This is a genomic window from Mesorhizobium sp. M5C.F.Cr.IN.023.01.1.1 (genome assembly GCF_003997585.1).
GTDB classification, from domain to species: domain Bacteria; phylum Pseudomonadota; class Alphaproteobacteria; order Rhizobiales; family Rhizobiaceae; genus Mesorhizobium; species Mesorhizobium wenxiniae.
Genome location: NZ_RZSU01000075.1, coordinates 1 through 18,786 on the forward strand (window position 1 = coordinate 1; position 18,786 = coordinate 18,786).

Below are 18,786 nucleotides of genomic sequence, written 5' to 3' on the forward strand. Positions count from 1 at the left end.
TTGCGCGTAAAGACACGAACTCCGGCCTCGTCAATGATGATCTGTGAGCGGTAGCCGTCGAACTTGACCTCATGGATCAGGCATCGCCTTCCGGAGGCTTGTCGACCAGGGTTGGCATGAGCGGTTCGATGAACTGCAACCGGCCATCGCCGGAACTGTTACTCATACTGGACCCCACGCCACTGACGCGGACTCAAGCCGCCAAATCGGATTCAGTTCCGGATCATTTTAGACAAAATGCATGTTTGGAAAGGTTATGGCGAAGAAGCGACTGCCGAGCCGCGGTAACGCTATGGAGAAAGCCACGCGGGCCCCAATCGGGTTGCGGCCCGATCTACAGCGGGCACCGGGGGGCCGTGCCCACTGGTCACAGACAATCATTAGGACTTGCTGAAGTTCCACTTTGGGAAAACTGATGAGAACCTTGGCCGCCGCTGAAGCATCGAGTGCGGCCGGCGCCTCGTTGGTCTCGATGCGGAAGTGAGGTTCCCTATCCATCTCGAAAAACCGAAAAAGTGCCTCGGCGCGCCCGTACTCAATGTCGAAGCGGTCGAATAGGTCAGGAGCGTCCCTCGCCAGGGCCTCGGCCACGATCATTGCGGTGGCTTCCCTCGACGTCGCCTCGCCGCGCTCAACGCGATGCTTCGGGCGTCCACCACCATGTTCGCTAATCTCGAATGGCGAGGTCGCGGGCAGAACCTTTCCAAGGGCGGCGATCGCCGCAAAGCGTTCCCCGTAAGGGATCGGCTTATCCCTGCGACCGCGGAGTTGTGCGGTTTCGACATGGTTGGGGACTACGTCCTTGTCCCCGACGATTAGAGGATTATCCTTGACACGTTTGGGCGAGGCGATCGCCCATGGAGGTTGTCATGGCAGACGACAAGTCAAAGCGTGGTCCGCAAGACAGAGCACGGGGTCGACGGTGGCGAAGACTATGAAGTCGGGTACCTCATGAAGAAGCACCATCTCGAACGGGCTGATGCCCTCAGGCTGGTAAAAAAGTATGGAATCAACCGCGCAAAGATCGAAGAGGACCTCGTTGCCCGAAAGGTTTGATCGTGTATTGCCGTGAGGCTGGCATAGAGCCAAGCACGCCTGAGTGTGACCAGGCTGCAGGCATAATCATGGCGCTTTTCAACAACGGCATCGGCACTGCTGAGGAATTGAAGACAGCGCTCCAGTTCCGTTTGGAGAGTGAGTTGCGACGGTACGGTCAACGCCTATCCCGCCTAGCTGAGAACCGCTCTAGTTCGCAATTGTACATCGAATTCCAAGTGGAGGTCGCGTTAGATGCAAAACGCGAGCCCTCTGAAAAAACCCATTGTCCAATTTAGGCAGTGGGTTTGGAGGCTGTATGAAAGGGGTCGTTGTTTGCCGCTATTTCACGGGCATGCCGTGCAGATGCACGCGGACCTCCGGGGAGTAACATGCTGCTGAGGCTGCACCGGATCGACAAATTCTACCCCACTGGCGAGGGGCCGTTGCATGTTCTGCACGGGATCGATCTTTCGCTGGGGGCGGGCAAGAGCCTTGCGCTGACCGGCGAGTCTGGCAGCGGCAAGAGCACGCTTTTGCACCTTGTTGCAGGGCTCGACAGCCCTGATGCGGGAGAAATCCACCTTGGCGGTACCAATATTGTGGGGCTGAACGATACAGCCCTTGCCGCCCTGCGGCGGGGAACAGTCGGACTTGTGTTCCAGCAGTTCAACCTGATCCCTTCGCTTGATGTGGCGGCCAACCTTGCCTTTCAGGCTCGGCTTGCTGGCCGCCCTGATCCGGCATGGTTGAAAGTCCTTTCCAAACGGCTGGGCCTCGCCCAACTCCTCACGCGCTACCCTGAACAACTGTCGGCCGGCCAGCAACAGCGGGTGGCGATCGGCCGGACCTTGGCCGCTCGGCCCCGGCTGGTTTTGGCCGATGAGCCCACGGGCAATCTCGATGAAGCAACAGGGGACGCTGTACTCGATCTTATGCTGTCGCTGGTGGCTGAAACGGGTGCCGCCCTGTTAATGGTTACCCATTCCAACCGTCTGGCAAACCGGCTGAACGCCCACGTTCACCTGCACACGGGACGGCTGGCTTGATGGTGTGGACCGGGTTGTCAGCGCTCTTGTCGCATTGGCGCAGGCGGCCTGTCCAACTGGCGATGCTGCTTTTGGGGCTATCGCTGGCAACGGCGTTGTGGTCAGCGGTTCAGGCGATCAACCGTGAGGCGCGGGCGAGCTATGACCGTGCAGCGGCGATCCTTGGGCAGGACCGGCTCGCGCAACTGGTGCGTGAGGACGGGGCCCGGATGGATCAACAGGTGTTTGTGAGACTGCGGCGAGCAGGCTGGCTGGCTTCGCCGGTGATTGAAGGTGAAATGCGGTTTGGGGACGTGCGGTTGCGCGTCCTCGGCATTGACCCACTGACTTTGCCGCCGCAGGCGCAGCAGGTGGATGTTGCGGTGGGTGATGAGCTATTGCCGTTCATCACGGCGCCCGGTGTGCTCTATGCAGCTCCGGAAACCACGGCACGACTAACCGAGCAAGCAACACCTCCCGTGCGCGTGGCCGAGGGTTTGCCGCCTGGCACAGTCCTCACCGACATCGGGCAGGCGCAGGTCTTGCTTGGGGCAAAGGACAAGATCTCTCGTCTTTTGCTCTGGCCGGACCAACCGATTGGCCGTGCCCCTCTAGAGGTGACAGCCCCCGGCCTGACCCTGCGCGAGCCGAGCGAAACGGGGGATCTTGCCAGGCTGACCGACAGTTTTCACCTGAACCTGACGGCTTTCGGTTTTCTTGCCTTTGCGGTGGGGCTCTTCATCGTGCATTCCGCCATCGGTCTGGCTTTTGAACAGCGCCGCCAGGTATTTCGCACGCTGCGCGCACTGGGCTTGCCGGCCCGCGTGCTGGTCCTTTTGCTGATCGCCGAGCTGCTGATCTTCGCCCTCCTCGCGGGACTGGTGGGCGTGGCACTTGGCTATGTAGTCGCCTCGGCCCTTTTGCCCGACGTCGCCGCCACCCTGCGCGGGCTTTACGGGGCCGATGTGCCGGGAACGCTGTCGATCCGCCCCGCAGTGTGGGCAGCGGGGCTGGCGATCGCGGTAATCGGCACGCTGGTAGCGGCCGCACAGAGCCTCTGGCGGCTATGGCACCTGCCGCTGCTTGCGTCGGCCCAGCCTCGGGCCTGGGCGCGGGCTTCGGAGCGGGCCCTGCGCGCGCAAGGCGTGGCTGCGATGGTGCTCCTGTTCACGGCGGCGGGAATTGCACAGTTCGGATCCGGCCTCGAGGCGGGTTTTGCGCTTCTGGCGGCACTGCTGTTGGGGGCGGCACTGGCGCTGCCGCTCGTGCTGACGGGGATATTGCACCTTGGCGGCCGCTTGGCGCGTGGACCATTGGCTGAATGGTTTTGGGCGGACACGCGTCAACAGCTTCCCGGCCTGTCATTGGCGCTAATGGCACTGCTGCTTGCGCTGGCCGTCAATGTGGGCGTCAGCACGATGGTGTCGAGCTTTCGGCTGACCTTCACCGGCTGGCTCGATCAGCGTCTCGCCTCTGAGCTTTACGTGACCGCCCGCACTGAAGCAGAGGCCACGGCGATACACGACTGGCTGGCCCAGCGCAGCGACGCGGTCCTGCCGATCTGGAGCATTGAGGGCCGGGTCGCAGGCCAGCCCGCGGCAATATACGGCGTGGCCGATCATGCCACCTATCGCGACAACTGGCCGATCCTCTCTGCAGTGCCGGAGGTGTGGGACCGGATCGCCACAGGCGACGGCGCCCTGATCAACGAACAACTGGCGCGGCGCCAGGAGTTGGGCTTGGGGGACCAGATCACGCTGCCCGGTGGCTGGCGGGCCAGCATCGTCGGCGTCTATGCCGACTATGGCAACCCGATCGGCCAAGTGATCATCGGGATCGACACACTGCTCCAGCACTATCCTGACGTCTCCCGCCTGCGCCATGCCATTCGGATTGCCCCCGGCAAGGCCGAAGCACTGGCTGCGGGTTTGCGGGCGGAATTCGGGCTGCCCGCGCAGAACGTGATTGACCAGGCCGGGATCAAGGTCTTTTCGCTCAAAGTGTTTGAGCGCACATTCAGAGTGACAGCCGCGCTGAATGTGCTGACGCTGGGAGTCGCGGGGCTGGCGATGTTTGCGAGCCTCATGACCCTGTCGGGGATGCGCCTACCGCAACTGGCGCCGGTCTGGGCCATGGGTCTGCCCCGCCGCCACCTCGTATGGCTGGAGCTTTGGCGCGGCTTGTTGTTGGCAGCCTTGACTATGCTGGCCGCTCTGCCTGTAGGTATCGGGCTCGCCTTTGTTCTGCTGGCGGTGGTGAATGTCGAGGCTTTTGGCTGGCGTCTGCCGATGCACCTTTTTCCCGGTGACTGGGTGCGGCTGGCGGCGCTCGCGCTGCTGGCGGCCGGGCTCGCAGCCGCCGTGCCTGCCTGGCGGCTGGCGCGTCTTTCGCCATCGGATTTGTTGAGCGTATTTGCACATGAGCGTTAGGGCATTGCTGATCTATCTGTGCTTGGCCGCACCTGCCTTTGGCCAGGGTTTTGCTGGGCTTGGCACAGAGGCTGACGGGTTTTCAGTGCCGCAGCCGGGGACTGCATTCAACTTCCCGGCAGACCACGGCCCGCACCCCGGTTACCGGATCGAATGGTGGTATTTGACCGCCAACCTGCAAGCTGCGGATGGAACGGACTATGGCGTGCAATGGACTCTTTTCCGATCCGCCCTGGCCCCGGTGGAGCGGTCCGGCTGGTCCAGTCCGCAGCTTTGGATGGGTCATGCGGGGCTGACGACGCAAACGCACCAATTCGTGGACGAACGGATGGCACGGGGCGGCATCGGCCAGGCGGGGGTTATGGCTGCGCCCTTTGCGGCCTGGATTGACAATTGGCAGATGGCAGGCCGGGCCTTGCCAGAGGCGGATGCGCTGTCGGCGCTCGATCTGCGTGCGGCAGGACAGGCGTTTTCCTACGAACTGGCGTTGGACGCCAAAGGCCCTCTGGTGCCGCAGGGAGTGCAGGGCTATTCGGTGAAATCCGAGAAGGGGCAGGCGAGCTATTATTACTCGCAACCATTCTACCACGTGACCGGGACGCTGACCCTTCCCGCGGGCGCGATTGCGGTGACCGGTCAGGCGTGGTTGGACCACGAATGGTCCTCGCAGCCGCTGGCTGAGGATCAAACCGGGTGGGACTGGTTCTCGCTGCATTTCGACAGCGGCGAAAAGATGATGGGCTTTCGTCTGCGCGGCGGAGGCGCGGGCTTTACATCGGCCACATGGATCAAGGCCGACGGCAGGCCGCAGCCGCAGGCCCCCGGCGCGCTAAGGGTCACGCCGCTCGAAACGGCGGCAGTCGCGGGACGCAGCGTGCCGATCCGTTGGCGGGTGCAATTGCCGGAAAAAGAGGTAGATGTGACCACGCGGGCGCTGAACCCGCAAGCCTGGATGGACACACGCTTTCCCTATTGGGAGGGCCCGATCCGATTTGAGGGCAGCCATGCCGGGCGCGGCTATCTCGAGATGACAGGCTATGAGTGACTGGAGGACGCTGCTCGATCGCGAGATTCGCGACGGTTGGGGAATTGCCGAAAATGGAGAAGGTTGGATTCCGGCTCCACTCCCTCTACCAGTCTTCACAAACGAACAATTCTCTGTCGCAGATATCGCGTCGCTGCTGCCCAGCGCTGGCGCCGATTGCAGCCTAAAGCTGGGGATCGTTGCTCGTCGGTGGAGTGCATGTTGTTCTCCGAATTGGCCGACATTCTCCAAAGCTGGGGAGTAGCCGGTTTCAACCCTCAGCTAGTGATATCAACACTTTCAACGACATGTCGCAGCGCAGATTGTCGGCAGTTTTGTGTGTCGCTCGCCAGCCAACTGAGAACGAACCAAGCCCTGGGTGTGTGGATTATAAACGGCGGGAACGGGGCCGTTTGCAGACTGCCCGCTTTCGGGTCCCGCTGTGCGGAAGCTGCCGTTCGGCAGCCGACCCTATCCAGACCTTCCTGCTTCGATTTGCTTCGCGAAAGCCGACACTGACCGCAACTGCACTCCAACAGAATTCCGATCGATGTCGCCCCGCGGTGAAGTCGGTGGTCAGAACTGTTGTTGCGCATCGCCAGTTGCACCCGGGCGCGCGCCGTAAGTCTTTCGGAGTATAATATACACCAAATGTATTACCCCCAAGCCGATAATTACAAATAGACGAACCATATATTTGACAGCAACGTACTCTCAGTATAATCTGATGAACTCCCTATCGACACAAATAAAGAAAAATGGATCGGGAAATGGCATTCCAGCACCGGCTCCTACTGAGCTTCATTCCTAGGCCCCGCGTTGCGAGGACGCTACCACATAGAAATGTCCGCGGCACGGCGTGATGATGCTGCGTCCGCGTCAACTCATCTAAAAGACAGCTCCGATCTCTTAGGCAACATCCTTTCCGATCCTTTGAGGACCGGGGGCGGAGGAATCTTACGTCATTGGCTGCCGGCACGGGCCGGAGAGTCGGCGGCGCATCATGGCGAGAGCGGACCTCTCTGGCCAAATATGGAGGATGAAATGCGCATACATGAATTGTTCTTGACCGCCGCTTCTGCGGCCTTCGTGACTGGAGCAGTGTTGTTCAGCGCCGGCGATGCATATGCGCAGGAGTGCAACAACCCATCGGTGCAACAATGCCAAGAATATTGTACATCCTTTGGGTCTGCTTTCCTATCGTGTACGAAGGATGGCGGCGCAGTGGGCTGTCTATGCGAAGAGAAGACGAAGGATGTCCCCGGTAACGCATTCGGAACAGCGACCCAACAGAGCGAGGAGGGCACAGGCAATTTCCAGGACACGGGTTCTGATAATAAGCCAGAGCCGCAGCCTTGCACAGGTAATCAGGGGCAGTGCAAAAAGCAGTAAGCGGGAGCGCCTGGACGACTCGTTTACAGGCAAATGCCATTGACTTTCGTCGCCGTGGCAACGCGGGATGACGTTGTCCCCGCCAGCTGATCTCCAGGCTACATAGCCGGGAGAGCTCCTTCAGCCCTCCCGGCGTGAACGCGGTGTAGAAAATGCGGAGTATTCTGTTTGCGATTGTCTTCATCGGGGCGGCGGCGATGCCGGGACCTCTGGTTATCCCGTTCGGTGAGCAGCCGGTTGTCGAGAAGGTCACTGCAGCATTGGCTCGCCTGCCGACCTTCATGAATTCCATGAATTCGCGCGCGACGCCCGTCGCGCCTTCCTACCGCACCGAAGCCGTGAAGCGCGGCGATATCATCACGACCGTGCAGGCGGCGGGCACCATAAATGCTCTGGTGGTGGTCGATGTCGGTTCGCAGCTCTCCGGTCGCGTCAAGGAGCTCTACGTCGATTTCAACTCCAAGGTTGAGGCGGGCCAGGTTATCGCCCGGGTGGAGCCAGAGATCTATGAAGCGAGGGTCGCCCAGGCGCAGGCCGAACTGGAGATGGCCCAGACGCAGGTCTCTGTGCAGCGCGCGCAGGTCGAACGCGTACGCGCAGAGCTGGAGACCGCCAAGGCCAGGCACGACTCCGCCATGGCCCAGACTACCCGCGCCCAAGTCGCGCTCGATGGCGCGGCACAGGAGCTGGAACGCAAACGCCCGCTGGCCGAGCGCAAGGTCATTGCAGCGGGCGAATGGGAGCGCGACCATACCGCCTACAAGTCCGCTGAAGCGCAGGCGGTTGGTGCTCGCGCTGAAGAACAATCCCAAGAAGCGGCGGTGCGGGCGGCCCAGGCAGCACTCGGCATGGCCGAGGCCCAGCTTGCCAACACGCTGGCCCAAGTGAAGCAGAAAGAAGCCGTGCTTCGCCAGGCCCAAATCGATCTGGACCGCACCTATATCCGCGCACCGGTCACCGGCACGGTGATCAACCGCACCGTCAGCGGCGGCCAGACATTGGCGGCGGGACTGCAGACGCCGGTACTGTTCACCATAGCGCAAGACCTGACGCGCATGCAGGTGGAGGCCTCAGTGGTCGAGGCGGACATCAGCCGCTTCGCGGTGGGCCAGCCAGTCACCTTCACGGTAGACGCTTATCCCGAGCGCATTTTCGAAGGCACGGTCAGACAGATACGCAAGGCACCGCAAGTTGTGCAGAACGTCGTAACTTATGTCGCTGTCATTGCAGCCGACAATCCGGACGAACTGCTTCTGCCCGGCATGACAGCCAACCTACAGGTTATCGTGGCTGCCCGGAAGAATGCCTTGACCGTCCCCAATGCCGCGCTCCGTTTTCGGCCGGAAAATTCAGACGAAGCGTCAAGAGACGCGGCCGCGTCGGCTGGGACTGAAACCGACAGCGACACTGCGCCCGGCCGTGTATTCGTGCCGGAGCGAAGCGGCGAACCCAAGCCTGTTGCCGTCGATCTGGGCACCACCGACGGCCGCGCTACCGAGGTGCTCGCAGGCGAGCTTTACGAAGGCCAGGAGGTAATCACAGGGCTTGCCGCCCCTGCGGGCAGCGATGAAGACGCTTCCTCGCTTCTCATCAAATTCCGACTCCGGTGAGGTGGCGGCGGTGGTACTGATCAAAACCATGGGGCTACGTCACGGCTACCGCGTCGGCGGGGCAATCGTGTGGGCCCTCGATGGCGTGACCCTGACGGTCCAGCGCGGTGAATTCGTCGCGGTGACCGGACCCTCCGGATCAGGCAAGTCGACCTTCATGAACATCCTCGGCTGTCTCGACAGTCCCACAGAGGGCTCATACCTTCTGGATGGGCTCGATGTCGGTCGCCTACGCCCGGACGCACTCGCAGCAATCCGCAACCAAACAGTCGGTTTCGTTTTCCAGGCTTTCAATCTGCTGCCGCGTGCCACCGCTCTGGAGAACGTCGAACTGCCTCTCGTCTATCGCGGCATCTGGGCACGCAAGCGACGTCGCCGTGCCCTCGCGATGCTTGAACAACTGGGGCTGGCCGATTGGGCGAACCACACCCCGGCCGAGCTTTCGGGAGGACAGCAGCAGCGGGTCGCAATCGCCCGCGCTCTGGTCACCGAACCTTTGCTTCTGCTTGCCGACGAACCGACTGGCGCTCTCGACAGCCAGACCGGCCAGGAGATCATGGCGATCTTGCGTCGCCTCAACAGTGCAGGCCTGACCATCATACTGGTCACGCACGAGAAGGATGTCGCTGCCCATGCCGACCGCATCGTGACCTTCCGGGATGGCCGGGTGACATCGGAGTGCACCATCGCCCTGTCTCAAATACAGCCCTGTCTGGCGTTGGTTTCCAATGTCGGGTAGCGCGAGAACCGCACTGCGATCGATGCAGGCGCACCGCATGCGCAGCGGGCTCACCATGCTGGGTATCATCATCGGGGTCGCCGCCGTCGTCGTGATGATAGCGGTTGGGATCGGTGCCCGAGAACGAATCGCGGCCCAGATACGAAGCCTCGGGTCAAACCTCGTCACGGTCACGCCAGGCAGCGTCAGGATGGGCAGCGTCAGGCTTGGCAGCGGCGCAGCCCCGCGGCTCAGCGAGGGGGACGCCGCAGCGGTAGGATCGGAAGTCCCCCGGGTTGTCGTGACCGCTCCGCTCCTGCACGCGCGGGAGCAACTGATGGTAGGTGCATCCAACTGGCAGGGGGTGCTTCGTGGCGTGACGCCCGAGTATTTCGTTGCACGCGAATGGCGCGTCGTTGCCGGACGTGAGTTGACACCCGAGGACAATCAGCGCGCCGCGAAAGTGGTCCTCCTGGGGACGAGTATGCGGGAGAAGCTTTTCGGCGACTCCGACCCGCTGCAGGCATCTATCCGCATCCGTGACGTTCCGTTCACTGTGATCGGCCTGCTTGAGCGAAAAGGCCAGAGTGTCTGGGGCGACGACCAGGACGACCTGGCGTTGATCCCGTTGAGGACCGCGCGACGTCAGTTTGTTGGCACGAGCCGCGCCAACCCGACCCTCGTGCACAATATCACCGTCAAGTTTGCGGACGGAGCCTCCGCCGAGGATATCATGAGAGATATCCGCGAGCTGCTGTGGCAGCGGCACAGACTACGCCCAGGCCAGGAGGACACGTTCATCATCAGCAATCTCGCCGAGGCGGCCGAAGCCGAGGGTTCGACCACGAAGGTCGTATCGCTGCTCCTCTTCGCCGTCGCCTCCGTGTCCCTGGTTGTGGGCGGCATAGGCATCATGAACATCATGCTGGTGACGGTGACCGAACGCAGGCGCGAGATCGGCCTGCGGCTGGCGGTTGGCGCGCGTCGGCGTGACATCCTGACCCAGTTCCTCGTCGAGGCGGTGACGCTCTCGCTGCTTGGCGGTTTGCTCGGCGCGCTTGTCGGGATTCTCGGGGCGGCCGCGATCGGAATCGCGGCCCAGTGGCCAATAGTCATCGACCTCTCCGCCGTGCTGATGGCCGTCAGCTTCGCCGGCTTCATCGGCGCCTTCTTCGGCTATTATCCCGCCCGCAAGGCAGCGAGGATGCAGCCGATCGAGGCGTTGAGGGCGGAATAGCTCTCAATCACAGGATCAGCAGCGAAGGGGCCGTGACCGAATTGAGCTGACTACCGATGCGGGTAACGAGATCCAAAGAACTTTCGCCTTCACAGCAGGCGCGCCTAGCCCGAGTGCAAATACCCCATAGGCTCGATTCCAGCCGTAGGGCGAATACCGCTATTGAGGGTGTAGCGAATGTTGCGCGTGATTTAGCTTCACTCCTCGCAATGTAATCGGGAGCGCCGACATGCATTTGCCAGAGCAAGTTTGCGGGGGCAGGTTTCCACGTAACTTTTGATCCATAGGCCGCTTTGCCCGGAGCTGTGCTATCGAACCGGCAGTCGATCGCTGCGGGCATCATGCCTTTCTTAGCCATTGCGTCGGAAACCCCGGCAAAACTTGGCTTCCTAAGCCATCGATCCGCACCGCTAGTTGAAACTGTAGTGCACCCGCCAGAGATATGCTCGATATCAAAAGCCCGATGGCCAATGCGCTGCCTACGATGCCCGCCGATTGCCTTCCTGATTCTGTTTCATACCCGCCCCTGAGACTGAAAGTAGTTCAGCTAGATAGGATGTCGGCGGGAAACAACGCAAGGCGCCTTTTTCCTCGTATTCCCGAAAGCCTTGGAGCGAAGGACGCGGTGCAGGTGGATCACAGGGCCGATCTTAGAAACGTCTCCGGCGTGCCGCTGGAGCCAGCCACCGCAGACACGCTCGATTCCATCGCTGCCGAGATGGGAATCGGCCGATCCGACCTCATCCAGATCGTGTTGCGCGAATGGCTGGAAACCAACGCCTATCTGCCGGTCCGGGCGATAGACGAGGAAAGCGAGACGGACGGCAGCGCGTAGGCTGGGACGCGACCTCTATGCAGAAGACCCGCCGCTACATTTGCCAAGCGACGGGCCTCCGGCCCTACATCATAGGCGAACGAATGCTGTAAGCGGTAGATGATCGGAGGCGACCCGCGAAAGCGGCGTGTCATGGGCTTCGACGGTTGAGATCATTCCGTGTCGATTTGCCATGATCCGGTCGAGCGACAGCAGCGGCAGACTCGATGGAAAGGTGGGGACCGCCGGCGGCGCGGGACCGAAAGTCGTGTGCAGCGTATTCAGTGCGGAACGGTTTCCGAGTCGCCACTCGTTCAAATCGCCGAGCAGCAGTGTTGGTTTTTCGTCCGGTCTGTTCATGATTTCGAGCACGACGCGGGCCTGTTCGGAGCGTGATCGGCGCAGCAAGCCGAGATGGGCTGCGATAATGCGCAGAGTTCGTTTCTCGTCCAGATCGATTTCGGCAACCAGGGCTCCGCGCGGCTCCAGCCCCGGGAGCTTTATCTGATGGACATTGCGAACGATGCCCCGTTTGAAAAGCAGAACGTTGCCGTGCCAGCCGTGCCCTTTGCCGTTTCCGGACACCGGCACCGGCACCAGGCCTGTTTCCGATTCGAGACGCAGCAGATCCAGAAGGCCGGCACGATCTCCAAAGCGATTGTCCGCTTCCTGCAACGCGATGACATCCGGGCCGATTTCCCGGATGACGCGACCGATTCGTTCGGGATCGAACTTTCTGTCGACGCCCACGCATTTGTGAACGTTGTAAGATGCGACCAGAGTCCCCGCGGGGCGTGTCCCTTCGGACGGCGCAGCCTTCGCCTTCTGCTTTTTTCTGTCGCGAATGGATTTGAGCACACTTGCAGGAAAGCTATGTCGAGTTCTTTGCATGAGTCTGCTGCTCGTCCTCACTACCTTCAAGACTTTAGCTTTGTCTCACTCAAACAGGATCTGCAATCGCTGCTTCCCTGCCCTGACGAGATGCGGCGCCCAAAAGGAGCGATGGCTGCGTCACCCGAATTCCCCCCGGCAGAACGAGAAAGCCTCTAAAGGTAGGGCGATCCCAGCCACAACACTCGGTCGAACAGGCGGACGATGAATGGCCGGGCTCTCAAGGTTTCGATCGTTACAGACGCGGCGGAGGCGATTGCCGATCCGATCCGCGCTTCAATCTCCGCGGCAAACCCTGCATCAAGAACCTCTACATCAATCTCAAAATTCAGCCGCAGGGACCGGGCATCAAGATTGGAGGATCCTATATAAGCCCAAACTCCATCGACCGACACCAGCTTCGAATGATCGAACGAGCCCTCCGTGCGCCATACGCGGCAATAGTGCTTCAGGACCTGATCGAATTGCGCCGTCATCGCCCGGTCGACAAGGAAGAGATTGTTCACCGCCGGTACCACGATGTCGATCTCGACGCCTCGCCTGGCCGCGGTCGTCAGCGCGCTGATCAGTTCCCGATCCGGCAGGAAATAGGGCGACATGATGCGGATCGATTTGCGGGCGACCGAAAATGCCCCGATCAGCAAGTTGTGGTTCGTTTCGATGCTGGCATCCGGTCCGGATGCAACCGCCCGCGCCAGCATCGGTTGACCGGGAGCCTCGGGAAGCGTGGCCACTTGCCAGGTGTCGCCTTTCAGGAGCTCGCCGCTCACGAAGCGCCAATCTTCGGCGGCAACCAAAAAAAGGTCGGCCACGACCGGCCCGGTGACCTGAAAATGCGTGTCCCTCGCGCTGGAGGAGCCGGCGAACTCGGCTGAGAATCCCTTTCGGATGTTCATCCCTCCGGTGAACGCAATCGTGCCATCGACGACCAGGATTTTCCGGTGCGTTCTGAGGTTGGCGTAGGGAAGACGCAGGCCCATGACAATGTTGCCGTTGAAGAGGTCTGCTGTGATTCCTGCCTTACGCAGACGCCCAAGAATGCTGGGGACGGAGTACCGCGCCCCGACGGCATCGATCAGCACGCGAACGCTGACACCCCGCTGGACGGCTCCGGCGAGAGATTCCACGAAAAGCCGCCCGACATCGTCATTGTCGAAGATGTAGGTCTCGAGAAGGATAGTGCGTTGAGCGCCATCAATCGCTCGGCACATTGCGGCATAGGCCTCGTCACCCGTCTCCAATATCGCAATCGCGTTTCCCGAGGTCAGGGCACGCCGGGCCACCCTGTCGCCCAATGTCTTCAGGCCGGTGAAGCGTTGGCCGTACCGCTCGGCAATCAATTCCTCGGCGGCAATGTTGCGCTCATGTTTTGCGGAAGCCGCCTCGCTGGAAAGGGGCCGCATGGCGCTGATCGTTGCACGACGGATGCGGTTTATGCCGGCAACGGCGTAGATTATCGCGCCAAGGAATGGCGACAGGAACATCACGCCGACCCAACCTGTTGCGGCGCGGACGTCTTCCTTCGTCATTATGGCGTGGACGATGCCGATGGCCGCCATCACCACCGGAATGATCGCGAGGATCTGGGGCCAATGAGTCATTAAGGTCTGCAACATCGCCAGGACTATTCAGCGAGCGGTTGCAGAACGCAATGCAGCTCATTCCCGGCGTTGATACTCAACAGACCCAGAGCGAAGAGCGCTGTCTCGCATATCAGCACCTCTTGACTAAGTTTTGGCCGCAGTCGCCGCTGTGGCGATCACCGCGCCGCAAAAAGCGCCGCTGATCAGCCGCGCACCGAATTGCTGCGGCACCTTGCGGCTGGGCGTCGAATGCAATTGGTCAGTCACATATTCGACCAGCGCTAGAATAGCCGAGCGCCGCCGCCCAGCTCACCGCGGCCGGCGCTGTCATGGCGCGAAGGCCGGCCACCACTCCGATCAGGAGTGCGAGAAAATAAATCATGTCGCCGTTCCCCTCAGACTGGCAATGCTGGCACACTTTGTTCCGGACGTGCGCCGCACAAGTATGCCTCTATGGTCCGCCATGGCTGGAACAAGATTTTGACAGCATCTGCCCGGTCCGAGTCCCGGCCAACGAGCCGTTTCGGCCTTCCCTCATGTCGGTTTGTGTCAGGAGCGTGATGACGCCTTCATACCAGACCGTGCGAACGAGCCTTGCAGTGCAGCATGCGGCATCCTAGTTTTGTCGCTCCCGAAGAGAGAGGGCGTCATGGTAAGCATAGCCAATAGATCGTCCGCACACCTCAAGTTCGGCCGCAGGACCTTGCTCCGCTACTCTTTTGTCGCAGGTCTGTTGGCCGCCGGTTTGACCAGCTTGCCCGGGCTGGCCGTCGCTCAGCAGCCTGAACCACCCTTGGTGACGGTCGCTAAGCCCGTCGTGCGCGACATTGTCGAGGACGACGAATTCGTCGGGCGCTTCGAGGCTGTCGACGACGTCTCGGTCCGCTCGCGCGTTGCAGGCTATCTCGACGAGGTTCATTTCCGCGACGGCGCCATGGTCAACAAGGGCGATCTGCTCTTTACGATCGACCGACGGCCTTATCAGGCCGCCTATGACGCGGCGAAGTCGCAGGTGGATGTGGTGACCAGCCTGCTCGAATTCGCCAAGACGCAACTCGATCGCGCCGAGCAACTGGCGCAGTCAGGCAATCTGGCGGTGTCGACGCTGGACGACCGACGCCGCGAATTCCTCTCCGCGCAGGCCCAGCACCAGGGAGTGGAGGCAGCGTTGCGCACTTCGAGCCTCGACCTGGAGTTCACCGAGATACGGTCGCCTCTGACCGGCCGCATCGGCCGCCGGCTTGTTTCTCCCGGCAACCTCATCCAGCCGGACTCGACGCTGCTCACGACGATCGTGGCGATCGATCCCATCGACTTCTACTTCGACATCGACGAGCGCAGCTATTTCGCCTATGCGCGCGATGCGCGCCAACGCGGCGGCTCGCTGCAGGAAGGCAGCGGTGGTCTCGACGTTTCCGTGCGGCTGGCGGACAACACCGCGAAACCGTTCAAGGGCAAGCTCGACTTTTCGGAGAATCGGCTCGACGAAGGGACCGGCACGATGCGCGTGCGCGCCCGATTCGACAATACGGACGGCGTGCTGCAGCCCGGCATGTTCGGCCGCATCAACGTGCCCGGTTCGCTGCCCCACCCCGGCATATTGCTGCCCGACGAAGCGATCGGCGCCGATCAGAACCGCCGCATCGTCTTCGTCGTCGACGATGCCGGTCTCGTTTCGGCCAAGCCGGTGCGCACTGGCCCCCGGATCGACGGCTACCGCGTCATCCGCGAGGGCATGACTGGCGACGAGACCGTCGTCGTGAACGGTATCGTTCGCGTGCGTCCGGGCGTCACCGTGAAGCCCCAAATGATCACCCTGCCGCCCAAGGCCGAAGGTCAGACCCAATGAGGTTCGCGCATTTTTTCGTAGACCGCCCGATCTTCGCGGCGGTGCTTTCGATCGTGCTGCTGATCGTCGGCGGCATCGCCTACACGCAACTGCCGGTGGCGCAATATCCGGAAATCGCGCCGCCGACCATCGTGGTGCGAGCTTCCTATCCGGGCGCCGATGCCGAGACCGTCGCGGCAACCGTAGCGACGCCGATCGAGCAGGAGATCAATGGCGTCGAGAACATGCTCTATATGTCGTCCTATTCATCGGGCGACGGCGCCATGGCGCTGACCATCACCTTCGAACTCGGCACTGACCTCGACGCCGCGCAGGTGCTGGTGCAGAACCGCGTCGCCATCGCGGAGCCGCGCCTGCCGGAAGAAGTGCGCCGTCTCGGCGTCACCACCGCGAAGAGTTCGCCCGACCTGATGATGGTCGTGCATATGCTGTCGCCGGACGACAGCTACGACCAGCTCTACGTGTCCAACTATGCCCGCACCCGCGTGCGCGACCTCCTGCTGCGGCTCGACGGCGTCGGTGACGTGATCATCTTCGGCGAGCGCGAATATGCGCTGCGCATCTGGCTCGATCCCGAAAAATTGTCAGCCTACGCGATGACGGCCAGCGACGTGGTGGAGGCGTTGCGCGAACAGAACGTGCAGGTCTCGGGCGGCTCGATCGGCGCCCCGCCAGTCGCCGGCAGTTCGGCCTTCCAGTACACGGTTACCACTCAAGGCCGCTTCGACGACGCGCGCGACTTCAGATATGTCATCGTCAAGAACACCGAGGATGGCCGTCTGATCTCACTGGAAGACGTGGCGCGCATCGAACTCGGCGCCAAAGACTATGTCACCAATTCTTACCTCAACGGCAAGCAGGCGGTGGCGCTTGGCATATTCCAGCGGCCGGGCACCAACGCCCTCGCCGCGGCGGAGGAGATCCAGAGCACGATCCGGGACCTTTCAGCCGACTTTCCGAAGGGACTGGCCTACGAGATCGTTTACAACCCGACCGAATTCATCGCCGAATCCATCAACGAGGTCTACAAGACGATCGGCGAGGCGATCCTCCTGGTCGTCCTCGTCATCATCGTCTTCCTGCAATCCTGGCGTATGGCGATCGTGCCCATCGTCGCCATTCCCGTGTCGCTGATCGGCACGCTGGCCGTGCTATACGCCTTCGGCTTCTCTCTCAACATGCTGACGCTGTTCGGCTTGGTGCTGGCCGTCGGTATCGTCGTCGACGACGCCATCGTCGTCGTGGAGAATGTCGAGCGCAACATAGCGGCGGGCATGCGACCCAAGCGAGCAGCGCACCGCACCATGGACGAGGTGGGCACGGCGGTGCTCGCCATCTCGCTGGTGCTGATCTCGGTGTTTGTGCCGACTGCCTTCATTCCGGGCATTTCCGGCCAGTTCTACCTTCAGTTCGCGATCACAATCGCCGTGTCGACGGCGATTTCGGCCTTCAACTCGCTGACGCTGTCGCCGGCGCTGGCGGGCGTGCTGTTCAAGCCGCATCACGACGGCCAGCCGGCAGGCAACGCCTTAGTGCGTTTCGGACGATCGCTGGCTGACGGCTTCAACCGAGGCTTCGACAGAATGGCCAACGGCTATGCCTGGCTGGTGAAGAAGCTCGTCGGCTCTGCGCTCGCGCTGATCGCCATGCTGCTGGTCTTTGCCGCCCTGATCTATGCCACCTATCACATGCTGCAGACAGTGCCGCGCGGCTTCATTCCGACCATGGATCAGGGTTATGCCATCGTCGTGGTGCAACTGCCGGAAGGCGCCTCGCTGAGCCGAACCGACGCGGTGGTGCAGAAAGCGTCGGAGATCATCCGCAACACGCCGGGCGTGGCCAACGCCGTGGCCTTCGCCGGATTCTCGGGCGCCACCTTCACCAATGCCAGCAATGCCGGCGTGATCTTCGCGGCCTTCGACACGTTCGAGCACCGTCTGGAGAAGGGCCAGTCGGCCGGCCAGATCATCGGTACGCTGTTCGGAAGCCTGCAAAGCATCGAAGAAGCGTTCATCATCGCGCTGCCGCCTCCGCCAGTGCGCGGCATCGGCAATTCCGGCGGCTTCAAAATGATGCTGCAGGAGCGCAACAGCGCCGACATGCGGCCCGTCCTGGCGCTTGCCCAGGAGATCGCCGGCAAGGCAAATCAAACGCAGGGTCTGGCCGGCGTGTTCACCACCTTCTCTGCCTCCAGCCCACAATTCTTCCTGGAGATCGACCGCGACAAGGCGCGCATCCTCAATGTGCCGATCGCCAATATTTTCGACACGCTGTCGATCAATCTCGGCACCGCCTATGTCAACGACTTCAATGCCTTCGGCCGCGTCTATCAGGTGCGGGCGCAGGCCGACCAGGCCTTCCGCCTGGAGCGGGACGACATATTGCAGCTCAAGGTTCGCTCGGCCGCCGGCGCTCTGGTTCCGCTCGGCACGCTGATCGAGATCCGCGACGTGACCGGCCCCTCGCTGGTACAGCGCTACAACATGTATGTGTCGGTGCCGCTGCAGGGCAATGCAGCGCCCGGCGTCTCGACGGGCGACGCGCTCAATGCCATGGCGAAGGTCGCCGACGAGACGCTGCCGCAAGGGACGTCCTTCGAATGGACCGAACTCGCGCTGCAGGAAAGCCAGACCGGCAACACCGCCATCCTCATCTTCGGCCTGTCGGTGCTGTTCGTCTTTCTGGCACTGGCGGCCCAGTATGAAAGCTGGATCATGCCTTTCGCCATCGTGCTGATCGTGCCTCTCGGCATCCTGGCGGCGCTCATCGGCGTGGCCTTCCGCGGCCTCGACAACAATGTGCTGGTGCAGATCGGCCTCGTCGTCCTTGTCGGCCTGGCGGCGAAAAACGCCATCCTGATCGTCGAGTTCGCCAGGCAGGCACAGGAGCGCGGCACCAATGCGGTGGAGGCGGCCGTGGAAGCCGCGCGGCTGCGGCTCAGGCCGATACTGATGACGGCCTTTGCCTTCATTCTGGGCGTCGTGCCGTTGATGATCGCAACCGGCCCCGGCGCCGAGATGCGCCAATCGCTCGGCACGGCCGTGTTCTCGGGCATGCTCGGTGTCACCATCGTTGGCCTGTTCCTGACTCCGGTCTTTTATGTGGCGCTCAGGCGGCTGTTCCCCTATCGAGCGTCCGTCGAGGGCGACCATGCGGACGTGCCGGCGGAATAAGGG

General features: G+C 61.8%; 13 protein-coding genes and 2 pseudogenes. 10 read left to right on the plus strand and 5 right to left on the minus strand.

Annotated features, from left to right (window positions below):
• Both EOA78_RS36540 and EOA78_RS24930 read right to left on the minus strand, forming a co-directional pair.
• A pseudogene (locus EOA78_RS36540) lies at positions 1 to 118 on the minus strand (ATP-dependent DNA ligase); the annotation flags it as partial.
• Positions 119 to 228: 110 nt separating this feature from the next.
• Positions 229 to 597, minus strand: a complete 369-nt coding sequence (locus EOA78_RS24930; protein ID WP_127317434.1) for a hypothetical protein — start codon at positions 595 to 597, stop codon at positions 229 to 231.
• A gap of 354 nt (positions 598 to 951) precedes the next feature.
• On the opposite strand from EOA78_RS24930, the gene EOA78_RS37265 reads away from it, so the two are divergent.
• The 8 genes from EOA78_RS37265 to EOA78_RS24970 all read left to right on the plus strand — a co-directional run bounded on the left by EOA78_RS37265 (position 952) and on the right by EOA78_RS24970 (position 11,308).
• Positions 952 to 1,056 carry a hypothetical protein gene (locus EOA78_RS37265; protein WP_245477734.1) on the plus strand — a complete coding sequence of 35 codons (105 nt, stop codon included), beginning with the start codon at positions 952 to 954 and terminating at the stop codon, positions 1,054 to 1,056.
• A gap of 371 nt (positions 1,057 to 1,427) precedes the next feature.
• Positions 1,428 to 2,084: an ABC transporter ATP-binding protein gene (locus EOA78_RS24940; RefSeq protein ID WP_127317435.1), complete on the plus strand. Its 657-nt coding sequence runs from the start codon at positions 1,428 to 1,430 to the stop codon at positions 2,082 to 2,084.
• On the plus strand, positions 2,084 to 4,492 hold the full coding sequence (locus EOA78_RS24945; RefSeq protein WP_206533496.1) for an ABC transporter permease: 2,409 nt from the start codon (positions 2,084 to 2,086) through the stop codon (positions 4,490 to 4,492). The genes EOA78_RS24940 and EOA78_RS24945 overlap by 1 nt, the downstream gene beginning before the upstream one ends.
• Positions 4,482 to 5,537, plus strand: coding sequence for a lipocalin-like domain-containing protein (locus EOA78_RS24950; protein WP_127317436.1), 1,056 nt, complete (start codon positions 4,482 to 4,484; stop codon positions 5,535 to 5,537). Before EOA78_RS24945 ends, EOA78_RS24950 begins: the two co-directional genes overlap by 11 nt.
• 1,631 nt (positions 5,538 to 7,168) lie before the next feature.
• A complete protein-coding gene (locus EOA78_RS24955; protein ID WP_164783923.1) occupies positions 7,169 to 8,518 on the plus strand; it encodes an efflux RND transporter periplasmic adaptor subunit in 1,350 nt (449 codons plus the stop codon).
• A 28-nt stretch (positions 8,519 to 8,546) separates the two neighbouring features.
• Positions 8,547 to 9,257 carry an ABC transporter ATP-binding protein gene (locus EOA78_RS24960; RefSeq protein ID WP_127317455.1) on the plus strand — a complete coding sequence of 237 codons (711 nt, stop codon included), beginning with the start codon at positions 8,547 to 8,549 and terminating at the stop codon, positions 9,255 to 9,257.
• A 22-nt stretch (positions 9,258 to 9,279) separates the two neighbouring features.
• Positions 9,280 to 10,473: an ABC transporter permease gene (locus tag EOA78_RS24965; RefSeq protein ID WP_245477725.1), complete on the plus strand. Its 1,194-nt coding sequence runs from the start codon at positions 9,280 to 9,282 to the stop codon at positions 10,471 to 10,473.
• 442 nt (positions 10,474 to 10,915) lie between these two features.
• Positions 10,916 to 11,308: a ribbon-helix-helix domain-containing protein gene (locus EOA78_RS24970; protein WP_245477727.1), complete on the plus strand. Its 393-nt coding sequence runs from the start codon at positions 10,916 to 10,918 to the stop codon at positions 11,306 to 11,308.
• A gap of 69 nt (positions 11,309 to 11,377) precedes the next feature.
• Here EOA78_RS24970 and EOA78_RS24975 read toward each other — a convergent pair whose 3' ends face one another.
• The 3 genes and pseudogenes from EOA78_RS24975 to EOA78_RS24985 all read right to left on the minus strand — a co-directional run.
• Positions 11,378 to 12,178: an endonuclease/exonuclease/phosphatase family protein gene (locus EOA78_RS24975; protein ID WP_127317457.1), complete on the minus strand. Its 801-nt coding sequence runs from the start codon at positions 12,176 to 12,178 to the stop codon at positions 11,378 to 11,380.
• A 155-nt stretch (positions 12,179 to 12,333) separates the two neighbouring features.
• Positions 12,334 to 13,794: a phospholipase D-like domain-containing protein gene (locus EOA78_RS24980; protein ID WP_127317439.1), complete on the minus strand. Its 1,461-nt coding sequence runs from the start codon at positions 13,792 to 13,794 to the stop codon at positions 12,334 to 12,336.
• 129 nt (positions 13,795 to 13,923) lie between these two features.
• A pseudogene (locus EOA78_RS24985) lies at positions 13,924 to 14,143 on the minus strand (DUF4126 domain-containing protein); the annotation flags it as partial.
• 267 nt (positions 14,144 to 14,410) lie between these two features.
• On the opposite strand from EOA78_RS24985, the gene EOA78_RS24990 reads away from it, so the two are divergent.
• Complete coding sequence (locus EOA78_RS24990; RefSeq protein ID WP_127317440.1) at positions 14,411 to 15,610, plus strand: efflux RND transporter periplasmic adaptor subunit; 1,200 nt, start codon at positions 14,411 to 14,413, stop codon at positions 15,608 to 15,610.
• Positions 15,607 to 18,783, plus strand: coding sequence for a multidrug efflux RND transporter permease subunit (locus EOA78_RS24995; protein ID WP_127317441.1), 3,177 nt, complete (start codon positions 15,607 to 15,609; stop codon positions 18,781 to 18,783). Before EOA78_RS24990 ends, EOA78_RS24995 begins: the two co-directional genes overlap by 4 nt.
• Positions 18,784 to 18,786 lie beyond the last annotated feature (3 nt).

Excerpts from the sequence above, each read along its gene's own strand:
- EOA78_RS24930 (WP_127317434.1), bottom strand. The coding sequence starts at position 597 with ATGATCGTGGCCGAGGCCCTGGCGAGGGACGCTCCTGACCTATTCGAC.
- EOA78_RS24990 (WP_127317440.1), top strand. The coding sequence starts at position 14,411 with ATGGTAAGCATAGCCAATAGATCGTCCGCACACCTCAAGTTCGGCCGC.
- EOA78_RS37265 (WP_245477734.1), top strand. The coding sequence starts at position 952 with ATGAAGAAGCACCATCTCGAACGGGCTGATGCCCTCAGGCTGGTAAAA.
- EOA78_RS24980 (WP_127317439.1), bottom strand. The coding sequence starts at position 13,794 with ATGTTGCAGACCTTAATGACTCATTGGCCCCAGATCCTCGCGATCATT.
- EOA78_RS24995 (WP_127317441.1), top strand. The coding sequence starts at position 15,607 with ATGAGGTTCGCGCATTTTTTCGTAGACCGCCCGATCTTCGCGGCGGTG.
- EOA78_RS24945 (WP_206533496.1), top strand. The coding sequence starts at position 2,084 with ATGGTGTGGACCGGGTTGTCAGCGCTCTTGTCGCATTGGCGCAGGCGG.
- EOA78_RS24965 (WP_245477725.1), top strand. The coding sequence starts at position 9,280 with ATGCAGGCGCACCGCATGCGCAGCGGGCTCACCATGCTGGGTATCATC.
- EOA78_RS24950 (WP_127317436.1), top strand. The coding sequence starts at position 4,482 with ATGAGCGTTAGGGCATTGCTGATCTATCTGTGCTTGGCCGCACCTGCC.
- EOA78_RS24960 (WP_127317455.1), top strand. The coding sequence starts at position 8,547 with ATGGGGCTACGTCACGGCTACCGCGTCGGCGGGGCAATCGTGTGGGCC.
- EOA78_RS24970 (WP_245477727.1), top strand. The coding sequence starts at position 10,916 with ATGCTCGATATCAAAAGCCCGATGGCCAATGCGCTGCCTACGATGCCC.
- EOA78_RS24940 (WP_127317435.1), top strand. The coding sequence starts at position 1,428 with ATGCTGCTGAGGCTGCACCGGATCGACAAATTCTACCCCACTGGCGAG.
- EOA78_RS24975 (WP_127317457.1), bottom strand. The coding sequence starts at position 12,178 with ATGCAAAGAACTCGACATAGCTTTCCTGCAAGTGTGCTCAAATCCATT.